The following is a 14,734-nucleotide window of genomic DNA, read 5'->3' on the forward strand; positions in this document are numbered from 1 at the left end:
CACCCCAGCCGCCCGGGCTCAGCGCCGCACTCATCACCCGGCCCGAGCGAATCCGTCGCCCGGATCGCTGGATCCAGCGACCCGCCCGAGCACGACACCATCGAGATCCGGTCGGCCCGATAGCCGGACCACCAACCCGCCGCGTATCAGGCGCGCCACGCCTCCAGCAGGCGCAACCAGAACTCACTGATCGCGGGAAAAGCGGGCACCGCATGCCACAGGGTGTCCAGCGGGACCTGGCCGACCACCGCGATCGTGGCGGCGTGTAGTTGCTCGCCGACGTCGGGGCCGACGAAGGTGGCGCCGAGCAGGGTTGCGGCGGCGGGGTCGATCACGAGTTTGGCGCGGCCCGCGTAGTCGTCGCGGGCGAGGGCGGATCCAGCGACGGCGATATCGAGTTCGACGGTGTCGACCTGGTGGCCCGCTGCGCGGGCGGCGTCTTCGGTGAGGCCGACCGAGGCCAGTTCCGGGTCGGTGTAGACGACCTGCGGTACCTGCGCGTGATCGGCCGACGCGGTGTAGCGCGGGCCGGTCGGTTGTTTGCCCTCGGCGCGGGCGGCGATCACGTCGCCGCAGATCCGGGCCTGGTATTTGCCCATATGGGTGAGGGCGACGCGATGGTTCACATCGCCAACGGCGTACAACCACGGCAGGCCGGGCACCGTCAGCTGATCGTCGACCTCGACGTAGCCGGGCGCCAATCCGACCGATGCCAATCCGAGGTCGGCGGTGGTGGGTCCGCGTCCGGCCGCGACGACGATCTCGTCGGCCTCGAGTTCGGATTCCCCACTGCTGTCGCGTACGGTCACCGTCACCGGCCCGCCATGGACCAGGCCGGTACCGGTGTCGCGTGCATCCGATCGCGCCACTCGCACCGGTTCGGTACCGAACCGGATCCGTACACCGCGCTCGGTCAGCGCCTCGGCGATCCGGTCGCGGGCGAAGGGTTCGACGCGTCCGAGCAGCGAACCGCCGCGCACCACCATGGTCACCACGGAACCGAGCGCCGACAGCCAGGTCGCGGCCTCACAGGCCACGACACCACCGCCGACGATCAATACCCGGCGCGGGACCTCGGCCAGATTGGTGACATCGCGCGAAATCCACGGCAACGCCGCGCGCAGGCCCGGCACATCGGGAATGGTCGCGGTGGTGCCGGTGGCCAACACCACGGCCTGCCGGGCGCGCAGTGTGCGGTCGCCGACCTCGACCAGACGTTCACCGGCCAAACGGCCCGCACCGCGCACCACTTCGATGCCGTTGTCGTGGGCCCAGTCGGCCTGGGACGAATCGTCGTGGTCGTGCACGAATTCATCGCGCCGCCGCAGGACCGCGGCCACATCCAGTCCGTCGGCGCGCACGCCGGGCATGGCGCGGGCGCCGCCGAGCACATGCCAGGGGCGCAGCAGCGCCTTGCTGGGGATGCAGGCCCAGTAGGAGCATTCACCGCCGATGAGTTCACGCTCGACGATCGCGGCGGTGCGTTCACTTCCGGCGATGGCGTAGGAGGCGGCGTTCTCCCCCGCCGGGCCGCCGCCGATGACGATGACGTCGAACTCGGTGGTGTCCACTGGCCGCTACTGGAGGTAGCCCTCGACCTGTCTGGCCGAGCTGACCTGCGTATTGTCCGGTGATTCACCCGCGTCGACGCGGGCCCTTCGCTGCCGGAGCAGATCCCAGCACTGATCGAGCATCACCTCGAGTTCGGCCAGCCGCTGCCGTTCCGATTTCGGATCCAGCTCGCCCTGCGTCGCCTGCGACCGCAGTTTGTGCTCCTGCTCGACCAATTCCTTGATACGCCCCAGGATGTCCTGTTCGGTCATACCGCCCACTCTACGGACCCGGGCCCGCCGATCCGGGTGATTCGCGCGTGGCGGTTCAGTCGGGTGCGCGCAGCAGGTAGGTGTCCATGATCCAGCCCTTATCGGCGCGCAGCTGCTCCCTTCGCTCGCGGATCCGCTCGCCGACCTCGGCGACCCGGCCAGCGATGAGCGTCTGGTCCGGCATGCCGAGGTAGGCGCCCCACCAGATCCGGGTGTCGCCGGGCACGCTGGTGAACGCGCAGTCGCCGTCGAGCATGACGACTGTCGATCCGGCGCCGAGCCCGTCAGCGCGCAGCCGACGTCCAGTCGTGATCTGCACCGGTTCACCGATGCGGTGCAGCACCGTCCTGTGCTGGGCGGCGAGGGCCTGCACGCTGGTCACACCGGGGATCACGGTGTAGTCGAAACCGATGGCGCCGCGATCGATGACACGTTCGACCATGCGCAGGGTGCTGTCGTAGAGCGAAGGGTCGCCCCAGACGAGAATCGCGCCGACGCCCTCGACCCGCGCGAATTCCCGCTCCAGCAGCAGCGAGCGGCGTTCGTGCCAGTCCTCGACCACCTCGCGGTAGTCCGAACCGTCCATCGGGGCACGTGCACGCGGCGGATCGGCGACCTCCACGATCCGGTACGGGCGATCCATATGCTCGGCCAGAATGGTCGTGCGCACGTCGACGAGTTCCTGTTTCTCGGCGCCCTTGCCGATCAGGAAGAACACCTCGGCCTCGCGCATGGCCTTGATGGCCTGCACCGTCACCTGGTCCGGATCACCGGCGCCGATGCCGATCACGTACAGCTTCCGCATACGGCGAGCCTATTGGGACCCTGATCATGTGCTGACCACGCCCTGGTCAGGTGCTGACGAGGCCCTGAAATCAGGTGCTCGACCTGCCCACCCGCCGTCGATGAAAGGTCGATAAGCTCGAGGTCGTGACCACCTCCCCGGACACCCAATACGAAGATCTCCTCCGTCAGGTGCTCACCTCCGGCACGAAGAAGGCCGATCGCACCGGCACCGGCACCCGCAGCGTCTTCGGTCATCAGCTGCGCTACGACCTGTCGGCCGGGTTCCCGCTGATCACCACCAAACGGGTGCATCTGAAGTCGATCGTGTACGAGTTGCTGTGGTTCCTGCGCGGCGATTCCAATGTGGGTTGGCTGCGCGAGCACGGCGTCACGATCTGGGATGAGTGGGCGGCCCCCGACGGCGAACTCGGACCGGTCTACGGCGTCCAGTGGCGCTCCTGGCCGACCCCGGACGGCAGCCATATAGACCAGATCGGTCAGGTGCTGCGCACCCTGCGCGAGGACCCGGATTCGCGGCGCATGATCGTCTCGGCGTGGAATGTGGCCGAACTCGACAAGATGGCACTGGCGCCGTGTCATGCGTTCTTCCAGTTCTACGTGGCCGAGGGCAAGCTGTCGTGCCAGCTGTATCAGCGCAGTGCCGACCTGTTCCTCGGCGTGCCGTTCAATATCGCCAGTTATGCGCTGCTGACGCAGATGGTGGCCCAGCAGACCGGGCTGGAACCGGGTGATTTCATCTGGACGGGCGGGGATTGCCATATCTACGACAATCACGTCGACCAGGTCACCGAACAGCTGACCCGCGAGCCGTACCCGTTCCCGACACTGCGGCTGCGCCACGCGCCGTCGCTGTTCGACTACACCTACGACGACGTCGAGGTAGTCGACTATCGACACCACCCGGCGATCAAGGCCCCGGTGGCCGTGTGAGTTCCGCGCGCGTCATCGGACTCATCTGGGCACAAACCCGCGAGGGCGTCATCGGAGCCGACAACCGGATCCCGTGGCGGGTGCCAGAGGACATGGCCAACTTCAAGGCCGTCACGATGGACCATCCGGTGGTGATGGGCCGACGCACCTGGGATTCGCTGCCGCCACGGTTCCGTCCGCTGACCGGCCGGCGCAATATCGTCGTGACCAGGCAGCCGGACTGGGCCGCCGACGGCGCCGAACGCAGCGCCTCGCTATCGGAAGCACTCGATCTGGCCGCGCCCGATGACGTCTGGGTGATCGGCGGCGGCGAAATCTACCGAGCCGCACTGGAATACGCCACCGAACTGCTCGTCACCGAAATCGACGCCGATATCACCGGCGACGCCTACGCACCGGATATCGACGCGAGCTGGCAGTCCGACGCGGACACGCCGTGGCAACAGTCGAGTGCGGGACCGCGCTACCGGATCCGCCGATTCACCCGACGCGGCTGAATACCGCCTCCGCTGGCCGGGCTCGGCGCGGGCAAGCGCGCAAAACACCCGAGCGGGAGTGACGGGTCGGGCATACTCAGCGGTATCGGCCCGGAACACCAGCCCTGTTCCGGGTGTGATCCGCGAAAGGCAGTCCATGGACAAGAAATCGCTGACCGCGGTTGCTCGCCAGCAACTCAAACTGGCAGCCACCGCCACGAGCGGCCGTAGCTCGCAAACGATCTACGGCGGCCACGCGCAAACCCTGCGCCAAACCGTTGTCGGTCTCACCGCGGGCCAGAGCCTGGCCGAACACGATAATTTCGGCGATGCCACCCTGCTGGTACTGAGCGGCACCCTGACCTTGATCAGCGGCGCCAACGAATGGAAGGGATCGTCTGGCGATCTACTCGTCGTGCCGAAGGCACGGCACAGCGTCAAGGCCGTCGACGATGTGGCGTTCCTGTTGACCGTCGCGAAATAGGCGAATCACCACTGTCCGGACGCCGCCACCGGCAGGGGCGGCGTCCGGCGCTATCGTCGGGCATTCGGCACGGCGTCGATCGCGGCGTACGAAACAGCAACGGGCGACCCGCGATCCGGGTGAGTCCGAACACGCCAGGACCGATTCGGTGTCGCGGGCACGCGGCCAGCTATTACGCTTGACGATCATGGGTGAGCCGCAGCCGATCCTCCAACCGCTCACACCGTCGGCGATCTTCCTCGTCATGACCATCGACGAGGGTGGCGAAGCGACGGTGCGCGATCTGCTCGCCGACCTGGCCGGTCTGCGCCGATCCGTCGGTTTCCGGTTACCCGGCGCCGGTCTGACCTGCGTCGCCGGTATCGGCTCGGCGGCATGGGACCGGCTCTTCGCCGGTCCGCGCCCCGCCGAACTGCACGAGTTCCCCGGCTATGCCGGGCCGAGGCATCAGGCTCCCGCCACTCCGGGCGATCTGCTGTTCCATATCAAGGCCGAGGTGCACGACGCCTGTTTCGAGCTGGCGATGGCCATCAGCAACCGGTTGGCAGGCGCTGTCACGGTGGTCGACGAGACCACCGGCTTCCGGTATTTCGAACAGCGGGATCTGCTCGGTTTCGTGGACGGCACCGAGAACCCCGAGGGCGCCGATGCCGATTCGCTCGCCGGGCGGGTGGCGTTGGTCGGCGACGAGGACCCCGATTTCGTCGGCGGCAGCTACGTCATCGTGCAGAAGTATCTGCACAAGATGGACGAGTGGCGCAACACCTCGGTCGAGGAGCAGGAGCGGGTCATCGGCCGCACCAAACTCGACGATTTCGAGCTGCCCGACGAGGTGAAACCGCCGAACTCGCATGTCGCGGTGAACACCATCGTCGAACCGGACGGCACCGAACGACAGATCCTGCGCGCCAACATGCCCTTCGGCAGCATCCGTGACGATGAGATGGGCACCTATTTCGTCGGGTACGCGGCCACGCCGAGCGTCACCGAGCAGATGCTGATCCGCATGTTCCTCGGCTCCGACGAGGCCGCCTACGACCGCATCCTCGATTTCTCCACCGCCGTCACCGGCGGGCTGTTCTTCGTGCCCGCGCAGAGCTTTCTCGACGACCTGCCCGAACCACCCGGCGCGTCGCAGGCCGACGACGCCGCCGCCCCCTCCGCCGCACCGGCCGACCACGGCTCTCTCGGTATCGGCACGTTGAAAAGGAGCAGCTGACCCATGAACAACCTGCATCGTGAACTCGCGCCGATCACCTCCGAGGCATGGGCGGCGATCGAGGAAGAGGCGACCCGGACGTTCAAACGGCATATCGCGGGCCGCCGCGTCGTCGACCTCTCCGGTCCGCACGGCACCGACTATTCGGCCGTCGGGCTCGGCCGCACCACCCCGATCGCCGCACCCGACGACGGCGTACAGGCCAGGCAGCGGCTGGTCGCGCCGCTGGTGGAGCTGCGGGTGCCGTTCACCCTGGTGCGCGAGGAACTCGACGATGTCGAGCGGGGCGCGCAGGACGCCGATCTGGATCCGGTCAAGGATGCCGCCAAACGGATCGCCTGGGCCGAGGATCGCGCCATCTTCGAGGGCTATCCGGCGGCGAACATCACCGGTGTCCGGGCGAGCGCGTCGAACGCGCCGGTATCGGTGCCGAGCGATCCACGGCTGGTGCCGGAGGCGGTCGCGCAGGCCCTGAGCGAATTGCGGCTGGCCGGTGTCGACGGCCCGTACTCGGTGCTGCTGAGCGCCGACCTGTACACCGCCGTCAGCGAGACCTCCGACCACGGCCATCCCATCCGCACCCATATCGAACGCCTCATCCCCGAGGGGGAGATCATCTGGGCGCCCGCCATCGATGGCGCGTTCGTGCTCACCACCCGCGGCGGCGACTTCGATCTGCGGATCGGCCAGGATCTGTCCATCGGATATCTGAGCCACGATGCAGAATCGGTGCAGCTGTACTTCCAGCAGAGCCTGACCTTCCTGGTCAACACCGCCGAAGCCGCGGTGGCGCTGCAAGCCTGAAGATGGAGAAGAGATGACACTGGTGCACGCGGGCGTGGTGCCCACCAAGCGCGCGATGGTCTACGGCGTGCTCGGCATCGCGGTGACGGTCGCGCTGTGCCTCGGTGTCATCGCGATGTTCGGGGTGAACCGGGTGTTCACCGGACTGCTCGCCGGAGCCGTCGCCGGGGTGGCGGTGCTCGTCGCGCTGTTCACCCGCGATGCGATCGTGCTCACCGAAGGCGCGATCTACCGGCGCACCCCATGGGCCGAGATCAGCATCGACTGGGACCGGGTGGTGGCGGGCCGGTTCACCCTCGACGAACGGGCCCGCTGGTCGCTCGCGCTCGATCTGACCGGCGGCGACGAACAGCACGGTGAACTGGTGCTGCTGTCCATTCCCCCGGTGAGCGGCCCGGTATCGAGCGCCTATGACATGCGCAAACGTGAACAGGTCGATCAGATCCGGGATATGCTGCGGCGCAAGAAGATTCCGGTGATGGTTCTACCTGAGATCGCGGGCGCGCTGCATCGGCACTGGAAGATCGCACCGCCAACCCACTGAATCGGATCCGCCACGCGAAACCACCCGGCGGGCGACGACCCGGCAACCATCGGCGCTGTTTCCGGCATCCGGTAGGCCCGGTGCGCGCGACCGGTATCGACGCGCACCGGTTCGCCGTGGCCGGTGGCCGAGACCGGACGGCTCCACTACGTTGGCAGGCGTGTCGATGATGAAGGGCGCCAACGTGCCCGTGCCGATGTCCACGGTTCGCGTCGAGTTGGGGTGGCATTCGGGGGCCGGAGTTCCTGATGCGGATGCATCCGCACTGCTGCTGACCGGCGCGGGCAAAGTACGCTCCGATACCGATTTCGTCTTCTACAACCAGGCCGCGCATGCCTCCGGTGCGGTGCGGCACGAGGGTAAACAACAGCAGGGCGCCGTCGTGCTCGATGCGCTGTCGGTGCAGTTGGCCGGGGTGGAGCCGGATATCGAACGCATCGTGATCGCCGCCTCCGCCGACGGCGGCACCTTCGCCCAGGTCCCCGGCCTCTACGTCCGGGTGCTCGATACCGCGACCGGCGCCGAGGTGGCACGATTCGACAGCACCGGTGCGACCAGCGAAACCGCGTTCGTCCTGGGCGAACTCTACCGCCGCCAGGGCGCCTGGAAGTTCCGTGCCGTGGGCCAGGGCTACGATTCCGGGCTCGCCGGATTGGCCACCGATTTCGGTATCTCGGTCGACGAGGACCCGGCGCCCGCACCGCAACCGGCTCCGGCACCGCAACAGGTCCCCGCGCCCACGCAACCGGCGCCGGTTCCACCCGCCGCCACACAGCCCACGCCGCCCCAGCAGCCCGCGTTCGCGCCGCAACCGGCACCGACCGGTGCCCCGATCAATATGTCGAAGCTGTCGCTGACCAAGGACGCGCCCTCGGTCTCGCTCACCAAACGCGGCGCCACCGGCGGCACCATGCGGGTGAATCTGAACTGGTCGAGCGGTAAGGACAGCGGATTCTTCGGCAAGCGCGGCAAGACCATCGATCTGGATCTGTGCTGCATGTGGGAGCTGACCAACGGCAACAAGGGTCTCGTGCACGCGGTCGGCAATTTCGGTTCCCTCGACGCCGAACCGTATGTGCGCCTGGACAAGGACGACCGGACCGGTGACGAGGCGACCGGCGAGAACCTGGATATCAACCTCGACCACATCGCCGATTTCCGCCGCCTGCTGGTGTACGCGAACATCTACGCGGGCGCAACGGATCTGCGCGGCGTGCGCGCTACCGCGACCCTGTATCCGGTGGGTTCGCCTCCGATCGAAATGGATGTCGACGGCTGCACCGACAACTCCCGCGCGATCGTGCTCGCACTGATCGAGAATGTCGGCGGCGAGCTGGTCGTACGCCGCGAGGGTGTGTTCGTCCGGCCGCCGGTCGAACCGCCGCACTGGGTGAACAAGGCTGTCGATCAGGCCTACGGCTGGGGTCTGTCCTGGGTTCCGGCCAAGGGCAAGTCCTGACGGCTCACGAATAGGTCGGCCGGGTCGTTTCGCACCCTCGGCCGACCGTCTCGCGCGCGTCCCTGCGCCGATGCCTCGATTCAGCGCTCAACCGATTCAGCGCTCAACCGATTCGACGCCAAGGGCCACTCGACCGACTCGGCTCAGCAGCGCACCCGCATCGGCCCGCACCGAATCCAAGGCACCGGGCCAGCCGAGCACCCGGAGCACCGCATCGGAAATGGCTGGCTGCGCCGAGACCGGTGCGGCGCCTTCATCCGAGCGAATGCTGATCACGGTCTCGACCAGTCGGAACGGCAGGGTCTCAGTGCCCGGCACCCCCGAATCGCCCGCCTCCGCAATGACTTCAGCGGCGAATGTCTCGTAGTGGCGGCGCAATTCGTCGCGACGGAGGCGGAAGTCGGCGAAGCGCTCGCCGCGTAGTTCGGGCAGCAGGTACAGCGCGCCCAGGTTCCAACGTGAGGCGCACAGCTGGCCGACATCCGACCAGGCGAGGGCATACAACCGCACCGCCGCGCGGTCGGGTGCCTCGCTCAATCGGGCCGCCAGCGCCAGGGGTCCGGCGATGGTCTCGGTGAGCAGGGCATCCAGGATGTCGTCCTTGGCGGCGAAATGGTGGTACAGCGACGCCTGCCGGATCCCGACGGCATCGGCGATACCGCGCGTCGAGGTGCTGCCGTATCCATGGGTGGTGAACAGCTCGGCGGCGGCGTCGAGGATTTCCGCGCGTGGCGTGCTGCCCCGCCGCAACCGCTGCTCGACACGAGGGCGCCCTGGACCGAGATTGACCACGCCTTCATTCTGTCATCGCTCGGGGCCGCTCCCCCGCGCCGAAGCATTCGACGCCGGGCGCTGCCCGCCTCCGTGGCAGGCCGCACACGCTGTTCGGCTGCCGCGCAACGCCGATTCGCCCACCATCACCAGGCATTTCCACCGCTCTCCGAACCCGCTGGCGCACTGAACCGAACCTACGTCCACGCCTGCCGTGAGTTTTCTGTCACTTGATAGAAAATCAGGCAACACAGAAGTTACCGGGCGACGCAGAAGCGATACACGCAGGTCACCGAAAGCGCGATCACGCCCGCAAAACTATCGACTGATAGATATTGGCCCGTCGAAGGACATCCGCCCATGGCCACCACAGTCGATACCCACCGCGCCGCACCACCCGATCCCGGGTCCGACGGCGCCGATCTCACCGATCTCGGCTATCAACCCGTCCTGCATCGCAAACTGGGGCGCTACGCGTCGTTCGCGGCCGGATTCTCGTTCGTCTCGATCCTCACCACGATCTTCCAGTTCTTCGGGTTCGGCTATTCGTTCGGTGGTGCGGCCTTCTTCTGGACCTGGCCGATCGTGTTCCTCGGCCAGCTCATGGTGGCCCTGAATTTCGCCGAACTCGCAGCCCGATACCCACTTTCGGGATGTATCTACCAGTGGTCGCGCCGCCTCGGTGGCGCGATCGTCGGCTGGTTCGCCGGCTGGCTGATGATCATCGCGCGGGTGGTCACCGCGGCGGCCGCAGCCATCGCCTTGCAGGTGGTGCTGCCCTCGATCTGGAGCGGATTCCAACTTGTCGGCTCCGATACCGCCCTCACCTCACCGTCGGGTGCGATGAACGCGGTGCTGCTCGGCAGCGTGCTGATGATCGTGACCACGGTGATCAATGTGATCGGCGTCGATCTGATGGCCAGGATCAATTCGATCGGCGTCACCATCGAGATCGTCGGGGTGCTCGCCGTGATCGGGCTGTTCTTCGCCGATACCGAGCGCGGGCCCGATGTGGTGCTCCAGACCGAACAGGCAGCCGCGGGTCCCTATTGGGCAGCGTTCCTGGTGTCGGGGCTGATGGCGGCGTACGTGATGATCGGATTGGATTCGGCCGCCGAGCTTTCCGAGGAGACCAAAAATCCGCGCCGGGTCGCGCCGCGGATGATCATCACCGCGCTCTCGGTATCGGCGCTGGGCGGCGGTCTGATGCTGCTCGGTGCGCTGATGGCCGCGCCGAGCCTGTCCGATGGCGCGCTGGCAACCGACGGCCTGGCCTATGTGCTCACCGCGAAGCTGAACAGTCCGGCGGGCACGGTGCTGCTGGGCTGTGTCGCCATCGCGATCATGGTGTGCACGCTGGCGATTCAGACCGCCGGATCACGGCTGATGTTCTCCATGGCCCGCGACGGCAAACTGCCGTTCGCTCGCGCGCTGGCGGTGGTACATCCGCGTTTCGGCACTCCGGTGCTGCCGTCGGTGGTGTTCGGGGTGCTCGCGATCGCCCTGCTGCTGGTGAATCTCGGCAATGCGGCGATCTTCGCGACTTTGGCCAGCGTCTGCATCGTCACCCTGTATCTGTCCTATCTGCTGGTCACGGTGCCGCTGCTGATCCGCCGGTGCCAGGGGTGGCCGGGCAACGACCCGCAGGCCGATAAGCACGCCGGTCTGTTCGGCCTCGGCCGCTTCGGTATCGCGGTGAACGCGCTGGCCGTGTTGTGGGGCATCGCCATGGTGGTGAACCTGGCCTGGCCGCGGGCCGAGGTGTACACACCCGACGGCGGGTCATGGGTGATGCGCTGGGCCGCACCGATCTTCGTGGCCGCTGCACTCGCGGTGGGTGCGCTGGTCTACCGGTCGGTGGTGGGGCGGTCCGCGGTCACCGAGCGGGCGCCCCAGCCCGCGTGATCCCGATCGAATCCAGCACCGACCAGATCCGGTATCGGAGCCGAACGGTGTGCCGACCATCGGCACACCCCGACCACAAGGAGTAGAAATGCCAACTCCGACAACATCTTCCACCATGGGCGCTCGCGCGCATGCCCGAGCGCAGGCAGCAACGGCGACCCTCGCCGAACCCCACCTCCCCGCCGGTCTCGACCCTGCGACGCTCACCCTCGCCCGGCGCCTCCCCGCCGACGGCTACACCAATGTCGTCCTCGGCCGTGGCACCCGCCTGCGGCTGGCCGATCCGGAGGGCGCGGCCTGTGCGCATCTGCTGTTGTTGCGCGCCGACGCCCCCTGGGAGCGGCTCAATGTGGCCGATACGGTGAAGGTTCCGTGGCAGGCCTATCTCGGTGCCGGTCATCCGCTGCTCACGGATCAGGGCCGGATTCTGGCGACCATCGCCTTCGACGATTCCGGTAGGCACGACGCGCTGTGCGGACCCTCCGATACCGCCCGTGCGCTGTTGCGGCTGGCCGGGGTGAAGCAGGGGCTCGCGCCGCGCGATATCGCGCCGTCGGTGTCGTTCTTCCGTGGGGTGCGTGTCGCCCCCGATGGCGGTGTGAGCGGCACCGGTAGCGCCGCATCCGGCGCGGCGGTCGAGCTGATCATCCATCTGCCGGTCATCGCGCTGATCGTCAATGCCGCGCATCCGCTCGACGACCGCCCGGTCACCGATCTCGATCTGCTCGCCTGGGCCGCACCCGAGGATCTCGCCGGTGAGTACAACACCGATCCCGAATACCTACGTGCCGTGCAGAACACCGAGAACGCGTGGACGGCCGCACTCGACCAGGAGGCCATCGCATGACCGGCGCCATCGCTCGTACCGTCCGCGCGGATCATCTGGTCGCGGCCTGCGCACCGTGGTCGGCGATCGTCCGGGCGGGCGAATACCTGGAGATCATCGACCTGCATGGCAACCAGGCGGTCGATTGTCTGCTCTATTCGGCCGCCGATCACGCCGATCGCTACAGCGCACAGGCCACCATCGCCGCACAGCGCAATATCTTCCTGACCACCGGCAGCGTCCTGCGCACCGATAACGGCACCGCCCTGATGACGGTGACCGCCGATGAGGTCGGCAATCACGACACCATCGCCGGCGCCTGCTCCCAGGAGTCGAACACCCTGCGCTACGGCCATCACACCCGCCATCAGCATGCCTGTGTAGAGAATTTCCTCGCCGAGGGATTGCGGTGGGGGCTTGGCAAACGTGATCTGGTGTCGAATATCAACTGGTTCATGAACGTCCCGGTGGAGCCGGACGGCACGCTCGGCATCGTGGACGGTTTGTCCGCGCCGGGCAAACGGGTGACTCTGCGCGCCGAGATCGACACCCTGGTGCTGGTCTCGAACTGTCCGCAGATCAACAACCCCTGCAATGGTTTCGACCCCACCCCGGTCCGCATGGTGGTGTCGCGATGACCATCATCGATCCGGTGCGCAGCCACCTCGGCCACGCCGAAGAGGCGCCAGCACCGCAATCCGCGGCCGCGGCCGCGACCGCGCAGGTGGAGGTGGTGCGGCCGGGCCCGCTGACCACCGTGCAGGACTGGCCGGGGCGCACGGGTTTCTGGCATGTCGGGGTACCGCCGTCGGGGCCGATGGACGATCTGTCGTTCCGGCTCGGGAATCGGGTGCTCGGCAATGCCGAGGGCGCCGCGGGATTGGAGTGCACTCTCACCGGTCCGGCGCTGCGATTCACCGCCGCGACTCGAGTGTGCGTGACGGGTGCGCCTGCGGAGGTCACCGTGGACGGTGTGCGGGTGGATCAGTGGCGCACCCTCGAGGTGCCCGCGGGCGCACTACTCGAGGTCGGCGCGATCAGCGGGCCGGGTATGCGCGCCTATGTGCTGATATCGGGCGGTTTCGTGCTGGACGAATACCTGGGTAGCGCGGCAACTTTCACGCTCGGCAAGTTCGGTGGTAGCACGGGAACCACCGTGCGGGCAGGTGAGCTGCTACCGCTGGGAGCGGCCGGTACCCCACTCGCCTCGGCTGTCCCCGCCGACGATCGGCCGGTGTTCGCCCGGCGTTGGGAACTCGCCGTCACCGAAGGCCCGCACGGTGCGCCGGAGTTCTTCACCCGGTCTGATATCGACACCATCATCGGCACCGATTACGAGGTGCATTTCAACTCCGATCGCACCGGCGTGCGGCTCATCGGGCCGAAACCGGAGTGGGCGCGCACCGACGGCGGCGAAGCCGGACTGCATCCGTCCAATATTCACGACACCCCGTATTCGGTGGGCGCACTGGACTTCACCGGCGATACGCCGATTCTGCTCGGCCCGGACGGTCCGAGCCTCGGTGGTTTCGTCTGCCCGGTCACCGTCGTCGCGGCGGATCGGTGGAAGCTCGGCCAGCTCCGCCCCGGCGACGCGGTGCGCTTCGTCCCGATCCGCGCCGAACACGCCGCGCCGGTCGCGGCACTCGGCGCGGCCCGCCGTGCCGCCTGGCCCGCGGTGCTGTCGGCCGGTGGCGACGGTGACGACGGCGTCCTGCGCCGCATCGACGCCGACGACGATACCGGCGTCACCTACCGACGGGCGGGCGACGACGGTGTGCTGATCGAATACGGCGCCATGACCCTGGATCTCGGTCTACGCGCGCGGGTCCACGCACTGCACCAGCATCTGCTGGCGCTCGCGCCGCGCGGCATCGTCGACCTGACGCCGGGTGTGCGGTCCCTGCAAGTGAAGGTGGATCCGGCGGTGCTGCCGGTCCGCATGCTGCTGGATCTGCTCATCGAGGCCGAACAGCACATCCCGGCCTCGGACGCGCTCGTGGTGCCGAGCCGGACCGTCCATCTGCCGCTGTCCTGGGACGATCCCGCCACCAGGGAGGCGATCACCCGCTATATGCACGGTGTGCGCGCCGATGCGCCGTGGTGCCCGTGGAATATCGAGTTCATCCGGCGAATGAACGGATTGGCCTCCGTGGACGAGGTTTTCGATACCGTCTTCGATGCCGAATACCTGGTGCTCGGACTCGGTGATGTCTATCTCGGCGCGCCGGTCGCGACACCGATCGACCCGCGGCACCGGCTCGTCACCACCAAATACAATCCCGCCCGCACCTGGACCCCGGAGAACGCGGTCGGGATCGGCGGCGCCTATCTCTGCATCTACGGTATGGAGGGGCCGGGCGGGTACCAGTTCGTCGGCCGCACCACCCAGGTGTGGAACCATCGCAGCTCGGAAACGCCCTGGCTCCTACGCTATTTCGATCGGATCCGCTGGTATCCGGTGGAGGCGGAGGAACTGCTCGACCTGCGCGCCGACTTCACCGCCGGGAACGTGACCCTGCGGGCCGATGACGGTGAGTTCCGGCTCGCCGACTACCGCCGTTTCCTCGCCGATCAGGCCGATTCCATCGCAGCCTTCCGTGCCGTGCAGGCCCGCGCGTTCGCCGCCGAACGCCACTCCTGGCGTTCGGCGGGCGAACTGGCGGATACACCCGAGTGATCCGGA

15 protein-coding genes are annotated in these 14,734 nt (G+C 67.6%); 11 read left to right on the plus strand and 4 right to left on the minus strand.

Annotation, left to right across the window (positions count from 1 at the left end; genetic code table 11):
* Positions 1–146 precede the first annotated feature (146 nt).
* The 3 genes from QH168_RS06315 to cobF are packed head-to-tail and all read right to left on the minus strand — an operon-like array spanning position 147 to position 2,628.
* On the minus strand, positions 147–1,571 hold the full coding sequence (locus QH168_RS06315; RefSeq protein ID WP_280233521.1) for a dihydrolipoyl dehydrogenase family protein: 1,425 nt from the start codon (positions 1,569–1,571) through the stop codon (positions 147–149).
* Positions 1,572–1,577: 6 nt separating this feature from the next.
* Positions 1,578–1,823: a DUF2630 family protein gene (locus QH168_RS06320; RefSeq protein ID WP_280233522.1), complete on the minus strand. Its 246-nt coding sequence runs from the start codon at positions 1,821–1,823 to the stop codon at positions 1,578–1,580.
* A gap of 55 nt (positions 1,824–1,878) precedes the next feature.
* Complete coding sequence (cobF, locus tag QH168_RS06325; RefSeq protein ID WP_280233523.1) at positions 1,879–2,628, minus strand: precorrin-6A synthase (deacetylating); 750 nt, start codon at positions 2,626–2,628, stop codon at positions 1,879–1,881.
* A 125-nt stretch (positions 2,629–2,753) separates the two neighbouring features.
* On the opposite strand from cobF, the gene QH168_RS06330 reads away from it, so the two are divergent.
* From QH168_RS06330 to QH168_RS06360, 7 genes are all read left to right on the plus strand, one after another.
* Positions 2,754–3,560 (plus strand): thymidylate synthase, encoded by an 807-nt coding sequence (locus QH168_RS06330; protein WP_280233524.1) that lies wholly within the window; start codon positions 2,754–2,756, stop codon positions 3,558–3,560.
* On the plus strand, positions 3,557–4,057 hold the full coding sequence (locus QH168_RS06335; protein WP_280233525.1) for a dihydrofolate reductase: 501 nt from the start codon (positions 3,557–3,559) through the stop codon (positions 4,055–4,057). The genes QH168_RS06330 and QH168_RS06335 overlap by 4 nt, the downstream gene beginning before the upstream one ends.
* Before the next feature lie 136 nt (positions 4,058–4,193).
* On the plus strand, positions 4,194–4,520 hold the full coding sequence (locus QH168_RS06340) for a cupin domain-containing protein (RefSeq protein WP_280233526.1): 327 nt from the start codon (positions 4,194–4,196) through the stop codon (positions 4,518–4,520).
* 187 nt (positions 4,521–4,707) lie between these two features.
* Entirely contained in the window at positions 4,708–5,739 is a 1,032-nt protein-coding gene (locus tag QH168_RS06345; RefSeq protein WP_280233527.1) for a Dyp-type peroxidase, read from the plus strand.
* A 3-nt stretch (positions 5,740–5,742) separates the two neighbouring features.
* A complete protein-coding gene (locus QH168_RS06350; RefSeq protein ID WP_280233528.1) occupies positions 5,743–6,543 on the plus strand; it encodes a family 1 encapsulin nanocompartment shell protein in 801 nt (266 codons plus the stop codon).
* A gap of 13 nt (positions 6,544–6,556) precedes the next feature.
* Positions 6,557–7,087, plus strand: a complete 531-nt coding sequence (locus tag QH168_RS06355; protein WP_280233529.1) for a hypothetical protein — start codon at positions 6,557–6,559, stop codon at positions 7,085–7,087.
* Positions 7,088–7,253: 166 nt separating this feature from the next.
* Positions 7,254–8,546: a TerD family protein gene (locus QH168_RS06360; protein WP_280233546.1), complete on the plus strand. Its 1,293-nt coding sequence runs from the start codon at positions 7,254–7,256 to the stop codon at positions 8,544–8,546.
* A 96-nt stretch (positions 8,547–8,642) separates the two neighbouring features.
* Here the strand turns inward: QH168_RS06360 and QH168_RS06365 are convergent, their stop codons facing one another.
* Positions 8,643–9,338 carry a TetR/AcrR family transcriptional regulator gene (locus tag QH168_RS06365; protein ID WP_280233530.1) on the minus strand — a complete coding sequence of 232 codons (696 nt, stop codon included), beginning with the start codon at positions 9,336–9,338 and terminating at the stop codon, positions 8,643–8,645.
* Positions 9,339–9,677: 339 nt separating this feature from the next.
* Between QH168_RS06365 and QH168_RS06370 the strand changes: the two genes are divergently transcribed.
* The 4 genes from QH168_RS06370 to QH168_RS06385 all read left to right on the plus strand — a co-directional run bounded on the left by QH168_RS06370 (position 9,678) and on the right by QH168_RS06385 (position 14,728).
* Positions 9,678–11,222, plus strand: coding sequence for an amino acid permease (locus tag QH168_RS06370; RefSeq protein WP_280233531.1), 1,545 nt, complete (start codon positions 9,678–9,680; stop codon positions 11,220–11,222).
* An 88-nt stretch (positions 11,223–11,310) separates the two neighbouring features.
* Positions 11,311–12,069 (plus strand): DUF1989 domain-containing protein, encoded by a 759-nt coding sequence (locus tag QH168_RS06375; protein ID WP_280233532.1) that lies wholly within the window; start codon positions 11,311–11,313, stop codon positions 12,067–12,069.
* On the plus strand, positions 12,066–12,686 hold the full coding sequence (locus tag QH168_RS06380; RefSeq protein ID WP_280233533.1) for an urea amidolyase associated protein UAAP2: 621 nt from the start codon (positions 12,066–12,068) through the stop codon (positions 12,684–12,686). The genes QH168_RS06375 and QH168_RS06380 overlap by 4 nt, the downstream gene beginning before the upstream one ends.
* Positions 12,683–14,728 (plus strand): 5-oxoprolinase/urea amidolyase family protein, encoded by a 2,046-nt coding sequence (locus QH168_RS06385; RefSeq protein ID WP_280233534.1) that lies wholly within the window; start codon positions 12,683–12,685, stop codon positions 14,726–14,728. Before QH168_RS06380 ends, QH168_RS06385 begins: the two co-directional genes overlap by 4 nt.
* The last annotated feature ends 6 nt before the right edge of the window (positions 14,729–14,734 follow it).

The organism is Nocardia cyriacigeorgica (assembly GCF_029868385.1).
GTDB classification, from domain to species: domain Bacteria; phylum Actinomycetota; class Actinomycetes; order Mycobacteriales; family Mycobacteriaceae; genus Nocardia; species Nocardia cyriacigeorgica_F.

What these genes read in the sequence shown, in the direction of transcription:
- QH168_RS06360 (WP_280233546.1), top strand. Translation starts at nt 7,254, where the DNA reads ATGATGAAGGGCGCCAACGTGCCCGTGCCGATGTCCACGGTTCGCGTC.
- QH168_RS06375 (WP_280233532.1), top strand. Translation starts at nt 11,311, where the DNA reads ATGCCAACTCCGACAACATCTTCCACCATGGGCGCTCGCGCGCATGCC.
- QH168_RS06345 (WP_280233527.1), top strand. Translation starts at nt 4,708, where the DNA reads ATGGGTGAGCCGCAGCCGATCCTCCAACCGCTCACACCGTCGGCGATC.
- QH168_RS06355 (WP_280233529.1), top strand. Translation starts at nt 6,557, where the DNA reads ATGACACTGGTGCACGCGGGCGTGGTGCCCACCAAGCGCGCGATGGTC.
- QH168_RS06340 (WP_280233526.1), top strand. Translation starts at nt 4,194, where the DNA reads ATGGACAAGAAATCGCTGACCGCGGTTGCTCGCCAGCAACTCAAACTG.
- QH168_RS06350 (WP_280233528.1), top strand. Translation starts at nt 5,743, where the DNA reads ATGAACAACCTGCATCGTGAACTCGCGCCGATCACCTCCGAGGCATGG.
- QH168_RS06380 (WP_280233533.1), top strand. Translation starts at nt 12,066, where the DNA reads ATGACCGGCGCCATCGCTCGTACCGTCCGCGCGGATCATCTGGTCGCG.
- QH168_RS06320 (WP_280233522.1), bottom strand. Translation starts at nt 1,823, where the DNA reads ATGACCGAACAGGACATCCTGGGGCGTATCAAGGAATTGGTCGAGCAG.
- cobF (WP_280233523.1), bottom strand. Translation starts at nt 2,628, where the DNA reads ATGCGGAAGCTGTACGTGATCGGCATCGGCGCCGGTGATCCGGACCAG.
- QH168_RS06385 (WP_280233534.1), top strand. Translation starts at nt 12,683, where the DNA reads ATGACCATCATCGATCCGGTGCGCAGCCACCTCGGCCACGCCGAAGAG.
- QH168_RS06370 (WP_280233531.1), top strand. Translation starts at nt 9,678, where the DNA reads ATGGCCACCACAGTCGATACCCACCGCGCCGCACCACCCGATCCCGGG.